This window comes from Shewanella pneumatophori (genome assembly GCF_023283895.1).
GTDB lineage: Bacteria > Pseudomonadota > Gammaproteobacteria > Enterobacterales > Shewanellaceae > Shewanella > Shewanella pneumatophori.
In genome coordinates, this window is record NZ_JAKILB010000012.1 from 103,169 (window position 1) to 123,755 (window position 20,587).

General features: G+C 42.8%; 16 protein-coding genes. 12 read left to right on the forward strand and 4 right to left on the reverse strand.

Annotated elements, in window-relative coordinates; genetic code table 11:
• Positions 1-7 precede the first annotated feature (7 nt).
• Both L2740_RS16790 and L2740_RS16795 read right to left on the reverse strand, forming a co-directional pair.
• Positions 8-196, reverse strand: coding sequence for a hypothetical protein (locus L2740_RS16790; protein WP_248951240.1), 189 nt, complete (start codon positions 194-196; stop codon positions 8-10).
• A gap of 101 nt (positions 197-297) precedes the next feature.
• Positions 298-1,551, reverse strand: coding sequence for a dicarboxylate/amino acid:cation symporter (locus L2740_RS16795; protein WP_248951267.1), 1,254 nt, complete (start codon positions 1,549-1,551; stop codon positions 298-300).
• 475 nt (positions 1,552-2,026) lie between these two features.
• Between L2740_RS16795 and L2740_RS16800 the strand changes: the two genes are divergently transcribed.
• From L2740_RS16800 to L2740_RS21480, 5 genes are all read left to right on the forward strand, one after another.
• Positions 2,027-4,864 (forward strand): M16 family metallopeptidase, encoded by a 2,838-nt coding sequence (locus tag L2740_RS16800; RefSeq protein ID WP_248951241.1) that lies wholly within the window; start codon positions 2,027-2,029, stop codon positions 4,862-4,864.
• 178 nt (positions 4,865-5,042) lie between these two features.
• Positions 5,043-6,608 carry a glutamate--cysteine ligase gene (gshA, locus tag L2740_RS16805; protein ID WP_248951242.1) on the forward strand — a complete coding sequence of 522 codons (1,566 nt, stop codon included), beginning with the start codon at positions 5,043-5,045 and terminating at the stop codon, positions 6,606-6,608.
• Between the two features lie 5 nt (positions 6,609-6,613).
• On the forward strand, positions 6,614-7,051 hold the full coding sequence (locus tag L2740_RS16810) for a hypothetical protein (protein WP_248951243.1): 438 nt from the start codon (positions 6,614-6,616) through the stop codon (positions 7,049-7,051).
• A 118-nt stretch (positions 7,052-7,169) separates the two neighbouring features.
• On the forward strand, positions 7,170-7,787 hold the full coding sequence (locus tag L2740_RS16815; RefSeq protein WP_248468742.1) for a transglycosylase SLT domain-containing protein: 618 nt from the start codon (positions 7,170-7,172) through the stop codon (positions 7,785-7,787).
• Between the two features lie 173 nt (positions 7,788-7,960).
• Positions 7,961-9,142 carry a methyl-accepting chemotaxis protein gene (locus L2740_RS21480; protein WP_275974338.1) on the forward strand — a complete coding sequence of 394 codons (1,182 nt, stop codon included), beginning with the start codon at positions 7,961-7,963 and terminating at the stop codon, positions 9,140-9,142.
• 18 nt (positions 9,143-9,160) lie between these two features.
• Here L2740_RS21480 and L2740_RS16825 read toward each other — a convergent pair whose 3' ends face one another.
• Positions 9,161-10,435: a sensor domain-containing diguanylate cyclase gene (locus L2740_RS16825; protein ID WP_248951244.1), complete on the reverse strand. Its 1,275-nt coding sequence runs from the start codon at positions 10,433-10,435 to the stop codon at positions 9,161-9,163.
• A 431-nt stretch (positions 10,436-10,866) separates the two neighbouring features.
• Between L2740_RS16825 and purE the strand changes: the two genes are divergently transcribed.
• The 3 genes from purE to L2740_RS16840 all read left to right on the forward strand — a co-directional run bounded on the left by purE (position 10,867) and on the right by L2740_RS16840 (position 12,860).
• Entirely contained in the window at positions 10,867-11,370 is a 504-nt protein-coding gene (purE, locus tag L2740_RS16830) for a 5-(carboxyamino)imidazole ribonucleotide mutase (protein ID WP_248468739.1), read from the forward strand.
• A 343-nt stretch (positions 11,371-11,713) separates the two neighbouring features.
• A complete protein-coding gene (locus L2740_RS16835) occupies positions 11,714-12,268 on the forward strand; it encodes a sigma-70 family RNA polymerase sigma factor (RefSeq protein ID WP_248951269.1) in 555 nt (184 codons plus the stop codon).
• Positions 12,261-12,860, forward strand: a complete 600-nt coding sequence (locus tag L2740_RS16840) for a hypothetical protein (protein ID WP_248951245.1) — start codon at positions 12,261-12,263, stop codon at positions 12,858-12,860. Before L2740_RS16835 ends, L2740_RS16840 begins: the two co-directional genes overlap by 8 nt.
• Before the next feature lie 300 nt (positions 12,861-13,160).
• Here the strand turns inward: L2740_RS16840 and L2740_RS16845 are convergent, their stop codons facing one another.
• Complete coding sequence (locus L2740_RS16845) at positions 13,161-13,577, reverse strand: hypothetical protein (protein WP_248951246.1); 417 nt, start codon at positions 13,575-13,577, stop codon at positions 13,161-13,163.
• Between the two features lie 330 nt (positions 13,578-13,907).
• On the opposite strand from L2740_RS16845, the gene L2740_RS16850 reads away from it, so the two are divergent.
• The 4 genes from L2740_RS16850 (at position 13,908) to L2740_RS16865 (ending at position 20,513) form a co-directional block, all read left to right on the forward strand.
• Positions 13,908-17,186: a S41 family peptidase gene (locus tag L2740_RS16850; RefSeq protein ID WP_248951247.1), complete on the forward strand. Its 3,279-nt coding sequence runs from the start codon at positions 13,908-13,910 to the stop codon at positions 17,184-17,186.
• 353 nt (positions 17,187-17,539) lie between these two features.
• Positions 17,540-18,682: an HlyD family secretion protein gene (locus tag L2740_RS16855; RefSeq protein ID WP_248951248.1), complete on the forward strand. Its 1,143-nt coding sequence runs from the start codon at positions 17,540-17,542 to the stop codon at positions 18,680-18,682.
• The gene (locus L2740_RS16860; RefSeq protein WP_248951249.1) at positions 18,672-19,727 is read left to right on the forward strand and encodes a DUF2955 domain-containing protein; all 1,056 of its coding nucleotides are present in this window, start codon (positions 18,672-18,674) and stop codon (positions 19,725-19,727) included. The genes L2740_RS16855 and L2740_RS16860 overlap by 11 nt, the downstream gene beginning before the upstream one ends.
• Before the next feature lie 198 nt (positions 19,728-19,925).
• Entirely contained in the window at positions 19,926-20,513 is a 588-nt protein-coding gene (locus tag L2740_RS16865) for a lipid-binding SYLF domain-containing protein (RefSeq protein ID WP_248951250.1), read from the forward strand.
• Positions 20,514-20,587 lie beyond the last annotated feature (74 nt).

The window sequence follows — 20,587 nt, forward strand, 5'->3', positions numbered from 1 at the left end:
AAGTAAACTAGGTTGCCATTACATTTTGCCCTGCGGTTAGCCAAAGTAAAAAGGCGAGGGCAAAAATGATGGTTAGGCTGATGCCTATGATATAGAGAAAACCTTTTTTGCCTTGTTTTAACGGTACGCCGTTATAGTTAAGAAAAAGCGCCCAAGCCAGTGAAAGTAATATTGGCAGAATGAAAAGTTTAGTCATATCTAAGCGCTCCGTTGTCATACTTATCTTTAGTAGAATATTGAAAAGTATAAAGTAAAAAGGCCGCAATTGCGGCCTTTTTGTTGTTAGAGAACGGCGTATTAGCTACGAACTTGCTCTATTTGCTCGGTCTCTTGAGTATAAAACTGCTGCTCATCAAGCTGGCCTTCAGACTTACCTATCACTACCGCAGTCATCATATCGCCAGTCACGTTAGTTGCTGTACGGATCATATCGATAATACGATCAACCGCTGCAATAAAGGCAATCCCTTCAAGTGGCAAACCAACCACACCTAATGTCACCGTTAGCATAACCATGGCACTACCAGGAACTCCAGCCGTACCTACCGAGGCAACGGTCGCTGTAACAGCAATTAGCAGGTAATCGGTCATATCAAGTGGAATACCATAAATCTGTGCGATAAATATCGCCGCAATAGCAGGGTAAATACCGCCACAACCATCCATGTTCATGGTTGCACCTAATGGTAATACAAACGAGCCATAGCGCTTAGACACGCCCATTGATTCAGTACAACGGGTACTTGCCGGCAAAGTGCCAAAGCTTGATGCTGTAGTAAATGCCACGATTTGTGCAGGAATAGCCTTACGGAAAAACTGTACTGGGCTAAGCTTGGCTGCAAATTTTACTAGGCCGCCATAAACAAAAATAATATGAATAAGTGCAGCTAAGTATATAGCACCAATAAACTTACCTAACGGCAGTAAAGTTGATAAACCATATTCGCCTACAACCCAAGCCATTAAACCAAACACACCAATAGGAGTGAGTTGTAAAACCATACGAGTAAGCTGGAACATCACTTCCGCACCTGCTTCAATGGTGCGCTTTAATGGCTCGGCTTTTTCACCCACTTTATTAATTGCGATACCAATAAGTGCTGCAAAGATGATGATCTGTAAAACCTTACCTTCAGCCAGTGAGGCAAACGGGTTGACTGGGATCATGTCTAACAACACTTGGGCAAACCCTGGTACGTTGCGTTCACGCACCTCTGTTGTCACTAGCTCCATTGAGCCGCCCATATCAATCACTGATCCAATAGTTAGGCCAATAATTGAAGCAATAGTGCCGGTAAACATAAACATGGCTAAGGTTTTAAAACTGAGCCTTTTAAGGCTAACTTCAGAACCTAGGGAGGTAATGCTAACAACAATGGCACAGAAAATTAGCGGTGCAACCAACATTTTGATTGCACTAATAAATAGGTCACCCAATGGTTTTAGTACGGTTGCTGATTCACCAAAAATGACACCGACACCAGCACCTAAGATAAAGGCGGCAAGGACTTTTTGCCAAAACGGGATATTTTTAATTGTTTGCCACATTATCAAAATTCCAAATATTTTATTTTTCTTTAAACAATTTCATATAGGTGAGCGCTTGCTTATTGCATAGTCTAGTCTGCCGATAATCACCCATAAACACTATCGAGATTTACATTTAGTTACCCAATAGTCTTATTCTATAGATAGTGTTACTTGCATCACAAACCGATTTAGTTATAACTTATCGTAATATAAGAGTTTGTTTTAATAACTTTAAAATTTAACTCTGTTGCAACATGGTAAGTGTTTTGTCGGTGAATGTGTAAAAAATTAAGTTAATTCACAGGATAATGAAATTTTGTCGTTTTTAGCTTGTCGATAAAGCAACTGAGTGTGGATAAAAAATGTTACTAAAACAGATAGCTTTTTAATCCTCTATTTTAAATATCATCGCTGGTTGTTTTTTCTGATGTGGGTAATACTAGGCGCAATATTAAGCAAGTCAGAAAACAACGAGCTGTTAATAAGGAGAGCGTCATTGAAAAAATGGATATTAGCTGCAGCTGTTAGTGCGGCATTAATGGGCTGTGCAGGACAACAACAGAACGAGTCTAACTTACCTGCAGGAGTTAAGTTAATTGAAAGCGTTGCTTTTAGTGGTGATCAAGTAGGGATCCCTTACCGTAAGTATCAGCTTGCGAATGGCTTAACCGTTATTTTGCATGAAGATCACTCCGATCCGTTAGTCCATGTCGATGTGACCTACCATGTTGGCTCAGGTCGTGAGCTAGAAGGTCGTTCTGGCTTTGCTCATCTATTTGAGCACATGATGTTTCAAGGCTCAGAAAATGTAGGTGACGAGCAACACTTCAAAATTATTACCGAAGCGGGTGGTACGTTAAACGGCACCACCAATACCGACAGAACTAACTATTTCGAAACAGTACCCAATAACCAACTAGAAAAAATGCTTTGGTTAGAGTCGGACCGTATGGGCTTTTTCTTACCTGCGTTAACAGAAGAAAAATTCGAAGTTCAAAGAGAGACGGTAAAAAACGAGCGCGCCCAGCGTATCGATAATCGCCCTTACGGACGAATGGGTGAACGCTTTAACCAAGCATTTTACCCTCAAGGACATCCATATTCATGGCCTGTCATTGGCTGGCCAGAAGATTTAAATCGCGCTGATGTTGAAGATGTGAAACATTTCTTCCAGCGTTGGTATGGCCCTAATAATGCCACCTTAACCATAGGCGGTGATTTTGATGAGATGCAAGCTTTAACATGGATCAATAAGTATTTTGGTGAGATCCCTGCGGGCCCTGAAGTTGATGCGCCAGTTAAAGAACTGGTCACTTTAGATGAAACTCGCTACCTATCTATGGAAGACAGAGTTCACCTGCCACTGCTTCGTATTGGTATGCCAACAGTTTATGCCCGCCATGAAGATGAAGCTGCCCTTGATTTACTATCAAACATTCTTGGTGGCGGTAAAACATCACTGTTTTATAAAAACTTAGTTAAAGATGGCCTTGCTGTGCAAGCAGGTGTTAGCCATCCATGTCAGGAGCTTGCTTGTCAGTTCTCTATGTACGCTTTAGCTAACCCTGCTCGTGGCGGTAATTTGGCTGAAATAGAGCAAGCTATGCAGGACTCAATTACTGAGTTTGAACAGCGTGGTGTGACCGATGACGATCTTGAAAAGGTAAAAGTTAACTTTGAAGCCGGGACAATTTTTGGCTTGCAAAGTGTGCAAGGCAAAGTGTCTAGCTTAGCCTTTAACGAAACCTTTTCTAACAATCCAGACATGATAGGTTTTGACTTAAAGCGTTACGCTAATGTCACCAAAGAAGACGTGATGCGAGTTTTTAATAAGTATATTAAAGACAAGCCTATGGTAGTCATGAGCGTGGTACCGCAAGGTCAGCTACAGTTGATTGCCAAACCGGATACCTTCACACCTGCAGCTGAAAATGTTGCCGCTGTTGCGGTTGAAAACCTCGATGTTAAACCGCAAATTGTTTCATCGTTTGATCGCAGCGTTATCCCGGCAGAGGGCCCAGCGCCTGTGCTGACTATGCCTGCGCTTTGGCAAGGTGAGCTGGCAAACAAGATTGAAGTGATTGGCACTGAAACCAGCGAGACACCAACGGTTGAAATTGTAATATACCTTAATGGTGGCCACAGACTACTTGATGTGGACCAAGCAGGCCTTGCAGGTATGACTGCGGCAATGATGAATGAGTCTAGCCAAAAGCGCAGCGCTGAAGAATTAACCCAAGCGCTAGAAATGCTCGGCAGTAATGTTAGTTTTAGTGCTAGCGGTTACCAAAGCCAAGTTCAAATTTCATCGCTCACGGCAAATTTAGATAAAACCATGGCGATTGTGCAAGAAAAGCTGTTTGAACCAGGTTTTAAAGCTGCCGATTTTGAGCGCGTTAAGCAGCAGAAGCTGCAACATCTTCAACGAGAGCTTACTGAGCCAAACTATTTAGCATCAACCGCATTTAGTGAATTACTTTACGGTAAAGATAGCTCCTTTGGTATAAGTAGCGGCGGTACACTTGAAACTGTGTCAGCGATGACGCTCGATGATGTGAAAGCATTCTACAAAAAGCAGTACACAGCGGGTAATGCACAAATCGTTGCCGTGGGTAATTTAAATGAAGCGCAAATGCTCACAAAGCTTGCTACGCTTTCTACTTGGAAAGGTGCAGCAACGCCATTCCCACCGCTTGCAGAGCTGCCTAAAGTAGATGGCGGTAAAATCTATATTGTTGATAAGCCTGAAGCGGCGCAATCAGTGATCAAGATTGGTAAGCGTGGTCTAAAATATGATGCAACAGGTGATTTCTTTAAGTCATACCTGATGAACTACCCATTAGGCGGTGCCTTTAATAGCCGTATTAATCTAAATCTTCGTGAAGATAAAGGTTACACCTATGGTGCAAGAAGTTACTTTACTGGTGGCCCAGAGGAAGGTTTCTATCAAGCAACGGCGAGTGTACGTAGCGATGTAACCAAAGAAGCGCTAGTGGAGTTTATTAAAGAGATCAACGCATTTCAAAAAGAGGGCATGACAGAGAAAGAACTTAACTTTATGAAGAGTTCTATTTCGCAGTCAAAAGCACTTGATTATGAAACACCGTATCAAAAAGCGGGGCTAATGCGTAATATTCAGCGCTATAATTTAGATGATAATTACAGTGAGCAACAGACTGAAATTACCAACAAAATTAGCCGTAATGAATTGAATAAATTGGCTAAAGAGCAGTTGGACTTAGACGATATGGTTATTTTGATTGTGGGCGACCGCGCCAAAATAGAGTCTGAATTATCAACACTTGGTTACCCAATTCAAGTTTTACAGTTGTAAAAGCTTGATGTAGACCATATATCCGGGAGATGGTGTCGATACTGTGGCATCATCTCACCGTTTATTATGTTGGCAGTTAAATAAACGCTAATTTGGTACGACTTGAAATTTAAGTTGGCTATGGCGGGTCTGACTGACATGCTATTTAAGTTAGAGTCATGTACTAGAGAGTAATATATTGAAATCTTTCAATGAATTAGTAGGTAAATTGTCGGATCCGGCAAGTCGTCAGGCGTTAAAGTCAATGCAACGTGGCATTGAGCGTGAAGCGTTAAGAATTGAAAAATCAGGCCACTTAGCTCTGGATAAACATCCACAGGCATTAGGTTCTGCATTAACGCATTCGCGGATCACCACTGATTACAGTGAATCACTACTTGAGTTTATTACACCAGTTTTTGAAGATATCGATGAATTAGTCGAAGATCTGACTCTGACTCATGCCTACAGCGTACGCCATTTAAATGGTCAGCGTTTATGGCCTGTGAGTATGCCTTGTTACTTAGGTGATGCCGGCGATATTCCAATTGCCGATTATGGTAGCTCTAATACTGGGCAAATGAAGCGACTATATCGAAAAGGCTTAACCTATCGCTATGGCGCGCAGATGCAAATTATCTCTGGTGTTCATTTTAACTTTTCTGTGTCAGATCAGTTATGGGAGCGACTCTATGAACTTTCAGATAAGTCATTAAGCTTAGAAGATTTTATTTCTGAGTCTTACTTTGGGCTAATCCGAAATTATCGCCGCTTAGTGTGGGTCCTGCCGTATCTATTTGGTGCATCGCCAGCACTTTGCAGCACATTTATTCAAGATCCTAAGACCAATAACTTTCCGTTTGAAGTGATTGGTAACGGCACCTTATACCTGCCTTATGCGACTTCACTGCGCATGAGTGACTTAGGTTATACCAACCAAGAGCAAGATAACCTAAACATTAGCTATAACGGTTTGGCTTGTTACTTAGATGGCATGAAGTCAGCAATTAATATGCCTTCAGCTAATTTTGCTAAAATCGGTGTCAAAGTAGATGGTGAATATCGCCAGCTTAACGCGAATATTTTGCAAATTGAAAACGAATTTTATTCGCCAATCCGCGCTAAACGTGTTGCAAAAGGTAATGAAAAACCTTCAGAGTCTTTGGCCCGTGCAGGTGTGGAATATATTGAAGTACGTGCATTAGACGTTAACCCATATAGCTCTGTAGGTATTGAAAAGTCGCAAATTCGTTTCTTAGATTTATTCTTACTTAACTGTTTATTACAGCCATCACAACCTACAGATGGCGCTGAAGAAGCAGAGATTTCAGCTAACTTAAACTCTGTTGTTTTAGAAGGCCGTAAACCGGGACTGATGCTTTCTCGCTCAGGTGAAGAAGTGAGTCTTAGCAGTTGGTTAGAGTCGCTATTTGGCGAGCTAAAAGAGATTGCTAAGCTACTTGATGATGAGCAAGATGATTACCAAGTTGCTTTAGCTAAGTGGCATAAAGCCGTTGATAATCCGGATGCAACCTTATCAGGCCAAATCATAAAAGGTTTGAAAGAAGATCAAATCGATCACAGTGAGTGGGTTTTACAACTAGCTGAAGAGTATCATCAGCAGTTAAAAGCGTACCCGCTATCTGATGCCGTAACAGCTCGTTACGAGCAAGATGCCAAAGCATCATTAGCCAAACAAGCCGCTATTGAAGCTGAGCCGAGTGTCAGTTTTGATGAGTTTCTTGCTGACTACTTTAAGGTTTAACCTGAGTGGTTATCGGCGCTAAAAAAGTCTGCACATTCGCTGCATTGTTATTACTGATCTCAGGTTGTGCTTCGCAACCTGATACAAGCAATCAGTGCGGTATCGTGTCGACTTTTTCAGAGCCTAACCGCGAAGCGAATATTTATCGTGTCGTCGTGACTCATTTAGATGGTAAGCCGGTTATTTCACAGCCTAATTACCGTTTAAGTCCAGGTTCTCATACTTTTATTGTTGCAGAGCTTATTGATGCTCCCAGTTTAAAGGTAAAACTCAGTGCTCGCACACCAAAAGAGCTAACAGTAAATGTAAGCCATAATCAGCGTTATCATATCGGTGCTAAGTTTAACGTCGATAAAGTTTACCGTGGTAATGATAAAGCTTTTTGGCAGCCAGAAGTCTGGCAACAAGAATCTTTTGAGTGCGAATATCCAGAACCCTTGTAATTTATATCATTTGCCTCTGCTTGATTTGTAACACAATTTAACCAAACCTCAATTGCATCTTCTAGCTATCAGTGTGACACTAGGATTTTGCTATCACTGTCTGTTGGTATCCCTTTTTATGAAATGGCCTGCATTAATTGCGACTGTTATTCTAGCTAGCTTGTTAACTGGCTGTGCAACTCCTCCACCAAAAGATCCTGAGAACCTTTGTTCTATCTATACTGAAAATCGCTCCTGGTATAGCGCTGCTAAAAATACCCGTGAAAAGTGGGGCGTACCTGTGCATGTGCCGTTAGCCATGATGTATCAAGAAAGCTCGTTTAAGCATAATGCGGCGCCACCTATGGAGTACTTTTTGGGTTTTATTCCAATCGGCCGAGCAAGTTCGGCTTATGGCTATGCTCAAGCTAAAACCATGACCTGGGACGATTATGTTAAAGAGACCGGTAATTCATGGTCGAGTCGCAGTAACTTTGATGATGCGATGGATTTTATGGGTTGGTTTATTTACAAAACCCACAAAATAAACGGTGTATCTAAATGGGATGCGCGTAATCAGTATTTAAATTATCACGAAGGCTGGGGTGGCTATCAGCGTAAAACCTATAATCAAAAAGCTTGGTTGATTAAGGTTGCCGGTAGAGTAGATGCCCGTTCAAAACGCTATGCCGCCCAATATCGGCAATGCCAAGAAGATTTAGATTCGTCTTGGTTATGGCGACTATTCTTCGGTTAGTCGATAGCCGTTAATCCATATCAGATAAAAACATTAAAGCCTCTGCAATGCAGAGGCTTTTTTTTATGGCATTGCTATTCATCTTTTTCTATTGCGACCGATAGTATGTAGACGAGTTGTTAAAATAATTTTATTCTGCAGCTGAAATTACTATGCCAATAGATGGAACCTATATGCAAACACGTTATGACAATAAACTGCAATTGAAACTGACACTTCCTATGCTTGGGGTTGCCATCATAGCGGTCTTGGTTTTACTGATATTTTTTCCTGCTGAGATGAGTAAGGTCGATATTCTGCTTTTGTTTGTTATCACGGTCTCTATTCAATTTGGCGTTTCGTGGTGGCAGTGTCGTCAGCTAATCAGTTTGCGTTTGGCAAAGCTGCAGCAATATTTGGCATTAGTGGTGAGTACTGAGCAAGCACCAGAAGCTCGTTTGGTTGACAATGCTAATGATCAATTGGCATATATTTCAACCAGCTTAGGTGATTTTATTGAAGGCTTAAAAGATGTACTCGATAAAATACGTAATGATGCCGAAAGTTTTCGACAAGGTTCGGAGCAACTGTCAGAGCAGATGACATTAGCTGAATCATCAGTTGATAAAAGCGTCACCGAAAATGAGCAGATCAGTTTAAGCCTGACTGAAATTGATGACACAGCCGTAGAATTAACGGGCAATGCACAAGAGCTCAAGTCAACATCGACACAGGCTAATGAACTACTGCAATTAGGCACAAGCGATGCGCTTAGAAACCAGCAATTTATGCAAGAGTTCACCCAAGGTATAACAAGCTTAGTAAGCGATCTGGATATTTTACATCAAGACAGTTTTAAAATTGGTAATGTACTTGAAGTGATTAAGAGTATTGCCGAGCAAACTAACTTATTAGCGCTAAATGCCGCCATTGAAGCTGCAAGGGCGGGTGAGCAAGGACGCGGCTTTGCGGTAGTGGCCGATGAAGTCAGAGCGCTTGCCCATCGCACTCAAGAGTCAACGGTCGAAATTCAGAGTATTGTTGAGGGCTTTCAAGCTAAAACCAGTCAGGCTGTGGCGGCTATTGGTGCGAGCCAAAAGGAGAGCCAAGAAAGCTTATTGCAGTGTGACAGAGTCTCTAGCGCATTTAGCGAGATAGATAGCGCATTTAATCAATTGGATAATTTGGCTGGTGAGATCCGTCATAGCATTGAGGGCCAACAAAGCGCGACTTCAAGTATCAAAGGTCGAGCAACAGAAATTGCTCGCTTAAGCCAAGATGTGCATTCAAGTTTAAAAACCATTTCTGAGCAAGCATTCGAGCAAAAGCAAACCTCGGCTATGCTAGAAAAAGTACTTAACCGGATCTGTGTGTAGCTATCTTTTAATAACAGATTATTCGGTCGAGTTTTGCTTACGGCGTTTGTTTTGATACATCATTTTGTCGGCGACTCTAAAGCTTGCATCTAAATGCCCTTGGTAATTGGCGATGCCATAGCTAAAACTGATGTTTTCAGTGCTTAGTGTCTCGGTTTGTGAGCCTGGATTCGAAATAGCCATTTGCTGACTAAATAATGTTTGTTGTAATTGCTGCAAATCTGCTTCAATTTGCGCTTGCGGACCATGGCAAAGGGCAATAAATTCGTCACCCCCATAACGAGCGATAAGGTGTTTTTGATGCCAGATTTGCTTTAAGGCTGTGGCAAATGTTTGTATCGCTTTATCGCCTACGAGGTGGCCATAATTATCGTTAATAACTTTTAAGTTATCTAAATCCAATACAATTAAATAGCTGCCAAAGTGCGGCTTAATTTTCCACTGTTTTACCCCTTGCTCAAAACGCTGACGGTTATAAAGCTCGGTTAGACTGTCATAGTTTGCTAAAAGATTAATTTGGCGGGTTTTCTGGTAAAGGGCGATGGCGTTCGCAGCTTCATGGGTCAATATCGCCACTAGGTTTCTGTCGTAATGGCTAAATGCTTTGGCTGTAGCGCTATCTAAATTCAACATGCCATACAGCGCGCCATCGATATGTATTGGACTAGAGAGAGTGGAGCGAATGGGGTACAGTGGAGCACTTAAGAATACTTGTTGCTCAGTTGTCGATAAGCTGCTGTGGGCATTGATATTGGCCATATCATCAATAACAACCACTCTGTCGCACTTGCCTTTTGTTAGTTTGTATTCAAACGATTGCTTGAGATTAAATTGCACACTTCTAAGCTTTTCGATATCAATGCCGATGGTCGACTCAAAATGCAACTCGCCGCTTTGGCTATCCACTTTGATGATTGAGCCCATTTCTGCGCCATCGATACTGCTGACCGCTTTCTTTAATAGCGCATCAAGAAACGCACGTTCATCTTGGTATTGATTCGCAATATTAACTAGCTCAAAGGTGGTGTCATTCACATGAATGACCTGCTGCAAGTGCTCCCAGAGCCGATTTAGACGACCTTGATGAAAGTAGTAACTTAAGCTGTATCCAAGTAGGTAAATAATGGCGACAAGTACGAGATTAGCCACTGAGTTAGGGTTATTACTGATACTAAAAAATACTGCCCATACAATTAACAGCAATAACATAGGGGCGCCTAAAAGCGCGAGATGCGTTTTTAGGTCGAGTGAATCTATCTTCTTTTTCTTTAAGCTGTCTTTAATGGGCGTCATGAATATCCTTATTCGTAAACTCACCGTGGTACAAAGTCGCTTTTGTTGATAAGGCTAGCAGCTAACTAATGCATTACCTCTAATCCATAATAAGAAAAAAAACGCCATCTGACAAAGTTGTATGGCTCTCAAGTGGCTTATTTATCAGAACTTTCGAGTATTAATGCTACTTTTTTATAATATCTACACATTATTTACTGCTGATTAAGTGACCGTTCACACAACAAACGTAGACAAACAAGCCGATAAAAATACGAATTCACTATTTTGCCGATTTGTTATACATATGTATGAATAAGTTATTTGCAGTTATGCTAAAGCTTAGGGATAATTGCCGCGCAGGCTTGGGGGAAGTCTGTTTACTAAGTGCGCTAAATATCATTATAATGCGCTCAAATATAATAATGTACCGCCCTACTCAAGGACTTAAAATGAGCAAACCATTTGTTGCAGTATTAATGGGATCTGATTCAGATCTGCCTACAATGCAAGCCACCCTCGATGTGCTTAAAACTTTCGAAATCGACTTTGAAGCAAAAGTAACTTCAGCGCACCGTACGCCTGCTGCTACACACGCTTATGTAACCGATGCAGAAGCGCGTGGTTGTAAAGTCTTTATTTGTGCCGCAGGTCTTGCTGCGCACTTAGCTGGTGCTGTTGCTGGTATTACTACTCGCCCAGTAATCGGTGTTCCAGTTGATTGTGGTCCACTACAAGGCCACGATGCACTATTATCAACAGTGATGATGCCTGGCGGCGTTCCTGTAGCTACCGTTGCTATTGGCAGTGCTGGTGCTAAAAACGCAGGTTACCTAGCTGCGCAAATGCTAGCAGTAGGTGATGATGCCCTTGCTGTTGCTGTTAAAGAAGAGCGCGCTAAGTCGGCTGAAGCTGTACAAGCTAAAGACGCAGCACTTCAAGCAAAACTAGCTTAAGTTAGCCGGTCGATTCTATATTCGCCTGTTAGCGATGAAATACCGTTAAGTTAATTCTTAGCGGTATTTTTTTTGCTGTTTTTCTATACTAATCCGCCTGTGCCTTTTCAGAATATTAAGCTTAACTTCTTATCTATATTTCCCATTTCAAGTCAAACTTTTGCTTACCTAGTTTGAATCACTAGCTTTGTTGAGCTGGTGCTAGACAAATCAAGGGTCTCAATGCAGACTAAGTACGAGATAACCCTAGTACAAGATAATCCATTTCGTGAAGGAAAAGCCCGTGGCACCATCTTTGTCCTCCGTTGAACCAGATAATCAAGTCGATTCTGATCAAGCCTTAATGTTGCAATATGCTGCTGGTAGTGCGCGTGCATTTGAGGTGCTTTACCTAAAGCACAAAGGTCCGCTATATCGATATTTTGTTAGGCAGATCCATGATCAGCAGTTAGCTGAAGATCTCTATCAAGATACCTGGAGCCGAGTGATAAAGGCTGCTAGCACGTACGAAACCAGCGCTAAATTTACCACTTGGTTATATCGTATTGCGCATAATCTTATTATTGATCATGTCAGAGCTGTTAAGCCGGTTGATAGCTTTACTGAAGTATTTGAGCCTGAACAAGATCATGAAGCGCACTTAGCGAGTGATAATGAAAACCTTGAAGCGCAACTGCTTGATAATCAAAAAGCGGATTTACTTAAAGGCTGCGTTGCTAATCTGCCGCAAGTGCAAAAAGAAGCGTTTTTACTCAATGTTGAAATGGGCTTTACTGCAGCCATCATTGCCGATATTGCAGGTGCCACATTAGAGGCGACTAAAAGCCGCATTCGTTATGCCTATAAAGGTTTAAAAGAGTGCGTTGATTTAAAGTGGCAAGGAGCAAGTCATGACTGATAAAGAACATGCTGCCATTGAGGAAGAGATTAAATCTTTATATCAAAAAGGCGCAAAAGAGCTGCCACCAGCATCGGTTGATAGTAAGATTTTAGCTCAGGCTCGTGAGCAGCTTGCCGAGGAAAATCAGAGCATGAGCGTTACCGGGCGAGTAAATCATCAGCAAAGCCAGTCTTTCTGGCGTCAATATCGCTTGCCGTTATCTTCTGCAGCATCGGTTATGGTTGTAGTTACGCTATTTATGCTCAATCCAACAATGGATAACAATGATGGATTGCAGCAAGGTGAGCCTATGCTGATGTCTGCACCAGAACAAACAGAGTCTCAGCCGCAAATGATGCGAGCCATGCCTGATAATGCGCCCGCGGCGAGGAGCAAAGTAGAAGGTGAAAGTTTTGCTCAAGCGCCGAATAAACTGAGTCTAGCAGCGGAGTTAGATAAGGTTGAGCAACTGGTTGCTGCCAAAAAGATCGAATTGGCGCATACCGAGTTACAGCAAATTTCGACTCAATGGCCAGAGGTAAAAGATGAGCAAAGTGATTACCACTTGCGCTTTATGGCATTACAAAAGGAGATAATGTCCGGACATTAAGGGTTAAAAGCGTAACGCGACTAATTCGAGACTGTGTTAGTCGCTGGCTTAGCTAATTAGTTGCTTAGGTGCTCAGATATTTAGCTATTTAGGCGTTAAAGTTCAAGCTCTTATAGCTATCATTATATTGCGAGTCAGATAACAGCCAGCAATTGCAGGCTGTTATCGTTTAAACATGCATGACAAGTATGTTGACTAACGTCAGTGAACGATTGCTAGTAAATGGCAGTTAGAAAATGAGCAGCAACGAGCTTTATAGCCACCAAAGCTTTATCGTCAACAAGCTTTATAGTCACCAAGCTACAGGGATTGCCACCAGTCCCATATTCCTAACGACGTATCTTCAAATAAATCTATACCAAGAGCTGACTTGAGCAAATAAAGCAGTAATAGCCCAAATAGCAGCGATATCAAAATAAAGCCCAATACACTAAGGGAAAACAACGCCAGGGTTAATTGCTTTTCCTTACGACTCAGAGCGCGTCTATTACGGCCAATTAGCAGTACATAGAAAAATCGCCAACCAACAAATGGCACATAAAAGCTGCCTCGATTATCAATAAAATGTTTCTGCCAGCGGTTGTCGATCAAAGCTAAACGCATATAGTGCAGTTGTGACTCACTAAAAGTGTCTGCGCAGCTTTTTGGCATATTGTTTAGCGCATTACATACTCTCGGATCATCCTTCAGAGAAGGGCGAATATAATCAGGTGACATATAGACCTCTTAACTTCCTTATCTGTGAGATGGTCACTGTATGCAGCGTTACTATTACTAGATCATAGTTAGCGCTTAAATGCATACTCTTGTATTTAGCTTAGTTGCTTATTTTATATTTAACGCTTTTTTACATACGCCTTGAATTCGTTTGCCAAAAATCGCTCTGAGTAGATCAAGTTCTTATACTGCTTGGTATTACATATTTGCTAATACTTAATAGCGAATAATTTGCTGATGCTTTATCAAAAGTTTGCTACCTTGTTGGCCTGAAAGATTTTGCCCGAATAAAGGCATTACCCGAATAATAACAATAGGATTGCTAGCTCGATGAAAATTCGTCATTCACTCGCATGCTGTATGCTTGCTCTCGGAACTTTGACTCTTTCCCCTGCACACGCCTCAGAATCGACTCTTAAGCCCGGCTATTTTCGTGCGCCGGCGCTAAACGAGCAAACCTTAGTGTTCACCGCTGAGGGCGATTTATGGACTCAAGCACTGTCTGACACCCAAGCAAGGCGCTTAACCAGTTTACCGGCAGAAGAGCTTGGTGCAACCATTTCAAAAGACGGCAAGTTTGTAGCATACGTCGCAAATTATGAAGGCTCGTCAGAAGTTTACGTGATCCCAATTAAAGGCGGACAAGCTAAGCGCGTTAGCTTTGAAAACAGCCGTGTGCGGGTGCAAGGTTGGACTGCTGATGGCAAAGTACTTTACGCCACAGATAATGCCTTTGGCCCTGCGAATTACTGGGTACTGAGAACCGTCGATCCACAAACCCTGCTTACAGAAGACTTACCATTAGCCGATGCCATCGAAGGGGCTATTGATGATAAAGGTGAGTATGTTTACTTCACCCGCTTTGGCCTACAAACAACAGGCGATAACGCTAAAGTGTATCGTGGTGGCGCAAAAGGTGAGCTGTGGAAGTTTAAGCTTGGCAGCAAGCAAGAAGCGACCTTGTTAACTGCAGATCATCAAGGCTCAGTAAGACAACCTATGCTTTGGGATTCTCGTCTTTATTTTGTTAGCGATAGTGATGGCAATGACAATATCTGGTCAATGGCTACAGATGGCAGCGATCTCAAGCAGCATACCCAGTACAAAGAGTGGCAAGTACGTAATGCTCGATTAAACCAAGGCCGCATCGTGTTTCAGCAAGGCGCCGATATTAAGCTGTTTGATATCAAAGCGGGTAAAGAGCAAACTCTTGCGATAGACCTAATTTCAGACTTTGCCCAAAAGCGTGAGCACTGGGTGCAAGAACCAATGAAATACGCTACGGCCACTAACTTGTCACCAAAGGCTGACAAAGTGGTGATCACTGCTCGCAGCCATGTGGCAATCGCAGGTACCGATGGTCAACGTCTAGTTGAAATTGCCTTGCCTGGTCATAACCGTGTACGTAACGCAGTGATGAGCCAAGATGGTGCTTGGGTATACGGCATTAGCGATGCAACTGGCGAGCAAGAAGTGTGGCGCTTTGCCGCTGATGGTAGCGATAACGCCAAGCAGCTAACTAAAGATGGCAAAACCTTAAGACTCGATCTGCACTTGTCACCAAATGGACGCTACCTTGCCCATGACGATTATGACGGCAATGTATGGTTGTTAGATTTAAAGAAAGGCAGTAATAAAAAAATCATTACCCAAGGCGAGGGACTAGGCCCTTATGCCGATATCGTTTGGTCGGGTGATAGCCAATTTATTGCATTAACCAAAGCGGAAATGGGTAAAGCACGCCCGCAAATCGTGTTGTACTCATTAGACGACAACCGTGCAGAGTCATTAACCAGCGACAAATACGAGTCATTTTCGCCAAGCTTTAGCGCCGATGGTGATTGGCTGTATTTCTTATCAAACCGTCAGTTTGTGTCTACACCGACTTCACCTTGGGGAGATAGAAACCTAGGGCCAATGTTTGATAAGCGCACCCAAGTATTTGCCATTGCCTTAAATGAAGACGCGCGTTTTGCTTTTCAAAAGCCAAATGAGTTGCTATCTAAGCCTGCAAAAGCGGATGACGACGAGATTGAAACCGAAGTCGAGTGGAAAGGTTTAGCCAGTCGTTTATGGCAAGTGCCAGTGGCTGCGGGTAACTACAGTTCGCTGCAAATGGCAGGTGATAAGTTTTATCTACTTGATACCACAACTAGCGGTAAGTCGAGCTTAAAAGTGGTTAAGTTTGACCCGTTAAACCCTAAAGTTGAAACTTTTGCTAAAGATGTTGGCGAGTATCAATTGTCTCAAGACTCAAGCAAGCTATTTATTCGCAAGCAGTCTAAGCAAGGCAGTGAAATGCTGATTGTTGATGCTGGCGACAAGCTGCCTAAAGAGCTGACTAATGCCAATGTGCAAACTAATCTATGGCAATTGGCGATTGATCCAGCGAGCGAGTGGCAACAGATGTTTGAAGATGCTTGGCTGATGCACCGTGACTCATTCTATGACAAGAGTATGCGCGGTTTAGATTGGCAAGCAACCAAAGCTAAGTACCAGCCATTAGTCGATAGACTAACAGACCGTCATGAGCTTAATGATCTGTTTACGCAGATGATGGGCGAGCTAGATTCACTGCACTCGCAAGTTCGCGGTGGTGATGCACCAAAAGATGCCGATAAAGCTAAATCTGCCAGTCTTGGTGCTCGTATCGAGCAAACTAAGGCGGGAGTGGTCATTGAGCATATTTATCAGGGGGACCCAGAGTTACCAGCTCAAGCTGCACCGCTTGCACAAATGGGCGTTAATGCCAAAGTCGGTGATGTAATAGTTGCAATCAATGCTAAGCCGCTCACTAATATTGCCGATGTGACTAAGCTGCTACGTAACCAAGAGGGTAAGCAAGTATTGTTAACCCTTAAGCGCGGCAGTAAAACCCATCAAACAATTGTTGAGCCAATTAGCCCATCTAAAAGTGCCAAGCTGAGATATACCGACTGGGTGCAACATAACAGCGCTAAAGTGTCTAAAGACAGCGACGGCAAATTTGGCTACTTGCACTTATACGCTATGGGCAGCGGTGATATCTCAAGCTTTGCGCGGGAGTTTTACGCCAATATTAACAAAGACGGGTTAGTTATCGATGTGCGTCGTAACCGTGGCGGTAATATTGATAGCTGGATCATCGAAAAGCTACTGCGCAGAACCTGGGCATTTTGGGCGCCGACTCATGGCACACCATCAGGCAATATGCAGCAAACCTTTAACGGCAAGTTAGTCGTGTTAACCGATCAGCTAACCTATTCTGACGGCGAAACCTTCTCGGCAGGCGTTAAGGCGTTGGGCATTGCACCATTAATTGGTAAGCAAACCGCAGGTGCTGGTGTGTGGTTATCTGGGCGTAATTCACTAACAGATAAAGGCATGGCTCGTGTGGCTGAATATCCGCAATACGCAATGGACGGCAGTTGGATTATTGAGGGCCGCGGTGTCAGCCCTGATATCGAAGTCGATAACCTGCCATACGCAACATTTAGCGGCACAGATGCCCAATTAGATAAAGCAGTGAGTTATCTAAAGCAGGCTGTTAAACAGCAACCTACGCCAAAACTTGCACCAAAACCAATGCCAGTTAAAGGCATGGCAGAGGACGTACATAAAGCATTCTGATAAACCGCGAGTTCGCTAGCTAAAGCAAGATAGCGTTATAAGCCTGCAATAATGGTTTATAACGTCTATCTTTCATCCCTCTCTTTCTTAGTAACCTTCTTTATCCCTTTTGCAAGCCCAGCATTCAATTTCGAACGATTGCAGATGGGATCTTGCCGTCGCGTTTTTGTTGAATTTATTTTACAAAAACATTGAATGTTTACAGTTAGAGACACTAAACTGGATAAAAAAATAATGCGAGTAATCAAGCAGTAATTCACACTAAGCTAAAGAATTTATTGCTTAATTATTTAATACGCCATTCGTGCTGAGCTTTTATTGCAGCTTGCCAGTCGGTTACCAAAGGGATGAGTATGACTGAAGAAAAAAGTGCTATCGCAAACGATGAAGCCAAGAGTCAAGAATTAGCTAATACTGATACTCAAGCTAAGGTTAAGAACAATAAAATTCGTAAAGCGACTAATATTATTTTAATCGTCGTAAGTTTTCTATTCGTGTTCCACCTTATTGCCGACCGTTTTATTCCCTCTACTGATTTGGGCCGAATTCGTGGCTATGTGGTGCCTATTAGCCCGCAGGTTTCTGGTGAGATCATTGATATTTTGGTTTCGCCGAATACCTTAATTAAGCAGGGTGATGTGCTGGCTAAAATTAATCCGCAAGATTATGAAATAGCCCTACATCAGGCTGAGCAGTCCCTTAAAAAGGCGGGCCAAAATGTAGGTGCGCAAACTGCAAATGTCGCTGCAGCGCAAGCTAAGGTGACTAACGCCCAAGCCAACCTCAAAAATGCTCAAGTGCAATCTAAACGTATATTCCAAATGGTTGATAAAGCGGTGATGTCACAGGCCGATGCTGATAATGCGCGGGCTGAGCTGACTAAGGCTGAAGCCGGCGTTGCCAGTGCTAAGGCGGATCTTGCTAAGGCAGAAGAGCGCTTAGGTGCTGAAGGTGAAAATAATACCAACGTTAAATCTGCCTTATTGAGCCTTGAAAAAGCCCAGCTTGATTTAGCGCGAACATCAATAACCGCACCTACTGACGGTGTGGCGTCAAATTTTAGATTAAAAGAGGGCATTTACGCCAGTGCGGGTCAGCCGGTAATGACCTTTATCTCATCGGAAGATGTGTGGATTGAGGCTTATTTTCGCGAAAACAGCCTAGGCAATATGCAACCGGGCGATGATGTTGAATTTGCACTTGATTATGCACCTGGTGAAGTCTTTAAAGCCAAAGTGGGTAGCATTGATTATGGTATTGACTGGGGGCAGAGCGAACAAACGGGCAAGTTAGCACAGGTGTCTGGGCAAACAGGATGGCTGCGCCAATCTCAGCGCTTTCCGGTCACCATAGTTCTATCAGCTGATGAAGCTGTGGGGCTAAGACGCGTTGGTGGTCAAGCGGACGTAATTGTTTATACCAGCGATAGCAGCATGATTAACCTCTTTGGCAAGTTTTGGATCCGCTTAGTGAGTTGGTTCTCTTATGTCAGATAGTGACAGCGCCTCGCTAAAGACAGCTGTGGCGTCAGAGGAGGCCATTTACACGCGGCGGGTGTTACGCTTCACCTTAGGCATAGGTTTAGCAGTGGCGGTTTCTGCGATTTTTGCGTGGCCATTAGCCTTTATCGTACCTGTGTTTGTGGCTAAGTTTTTAGTCGACCGCCAAGAGCCTACACTGCAAACCGTTTACGAGCTGCTTATTTCAATGATATTTACCATTGGGTTAGCTTGGCTGGTTAGCTTTGGGCCAACGCAATACCCTATGGTGTTATTACCATTAATCGCAATGATGATGTTGTGGGGATATTACCTATTTAGCGATCCTCGCTGGAACTTCTTTGCGACTATATTCATTGTGGCAACCCTGCTTTTGCCTTACATGAGTTTATTGCAGCCCGGAGCGGCAATTTTAGTGGGTGTTGGTTTGAGCTTTTCGGGTGTGGTTGCGGTGGCTATTTTTGCTTTGCTGCATGCCTTGCTACCGGATTTATCGCCAAACAAAGAGCAACTCGCCAGCGCAGCACAAAGCCATGATGAACGAACTCATGAAGCATTTAGAGCCTTGATTATTGCCTTTCCGGTTATTTGCTTCTTCTATTTCTTAGAAATTTCCGGTGCACTATTAACCATGATTTTTATCGCCATTTTGTCACTGCAAGCTGCGGGAGCAAAAAGCATAAAGGTCAGTCTGTTTTTATTGATCACTAATGGTATTGGCGGCGCACTGGCAATAGTGTTTTATAACATGCTCACCATAGTGCCTGAGTTACCTTTTTATATCGGGATGTCGATGTTAGCTGCACTATTGTTTGGGCAAAAGATATATGCTAATCCAGAAAAAGCGCCGCTTTACGCTGGTATTTTGTCGGCATTATTAGTTGTGGTGGGCTCTACTGCATCTTCAACCGATAAAGATGTTGCTGTTAACTTTTACTTGCGAATTTTACAGCTGTTTATGGTTGGCGTTTATATGATTTTTGCCTCGTTTTATTTAGAGTCTCGTGATTGGAAGTTTCTTAAAAAGCGCAACAGCCTTTAGCACTCATCACTCGCTTAAGTGATGTTACAAGCACATTTGGGTAAAAGTGATAGTGATTAAACCGTTATCAAGCAATCGTTAAGCTTTGGGGTGATATATAACCTAATCAATAGCTTGATTATTGTGCTATACGTTAAATGGCCAAAATCAATTAACAAATGTACTTGCTGTTTACTATCCATTTATAAGGATGAACCCATGTTCCGACTCAATACTTTAAAGGTTGCTGCAGTAGCCTTGCCTATCTTACTTACGGGCTGTGCTACAGGTGATACCCCTGAAGCAAAAAAAATGCACGCTAGAGAAGAAACCCAGTCCGCTTTACAAGAGATCTACAGTGAGCATCCAGGAGCTAAATCGGCAGTAGCTAACTCCGTTGGCTATGTGGTTTGTACTGGCAGCAATAGTTATCTGTTTGCACTTTCAACTGGCGGCGGAGTATGTGTATTACATGAAGGCAGTAAGCGTTCTTACTATCGCTTTGCGACTGGCGGTGTTGGTGCAGGTATTGGTTGGAAGCAAGTAGCGTTTGTGCAAGCATTTACCGAGCGCTCAGCATTAACTCGCTTTAAAGAGTCGGGTTATGAGGGCCAAGCGCAAGCTGAGGCGAGTGCTGAATATGAGGGCAGTGGTGAACAAGCATCTGCAAACCAGTCAGTTGACGTTTCTGGTGTAAAAACTTACCAGGTGAACTTAATGGGCGCTGCGGCTCAAGCAACAGTGCAAGGTTATAAGTATTGGGAAACAGACTTTACTGACGACTTTATTGAGAATGATGCTGACTAAGTTACTTCTATGCCAGTATGATTTTATATAAAGCGTACAGGTGATTTAGAACAGCTTTAAGCGAGGTGAAGGTT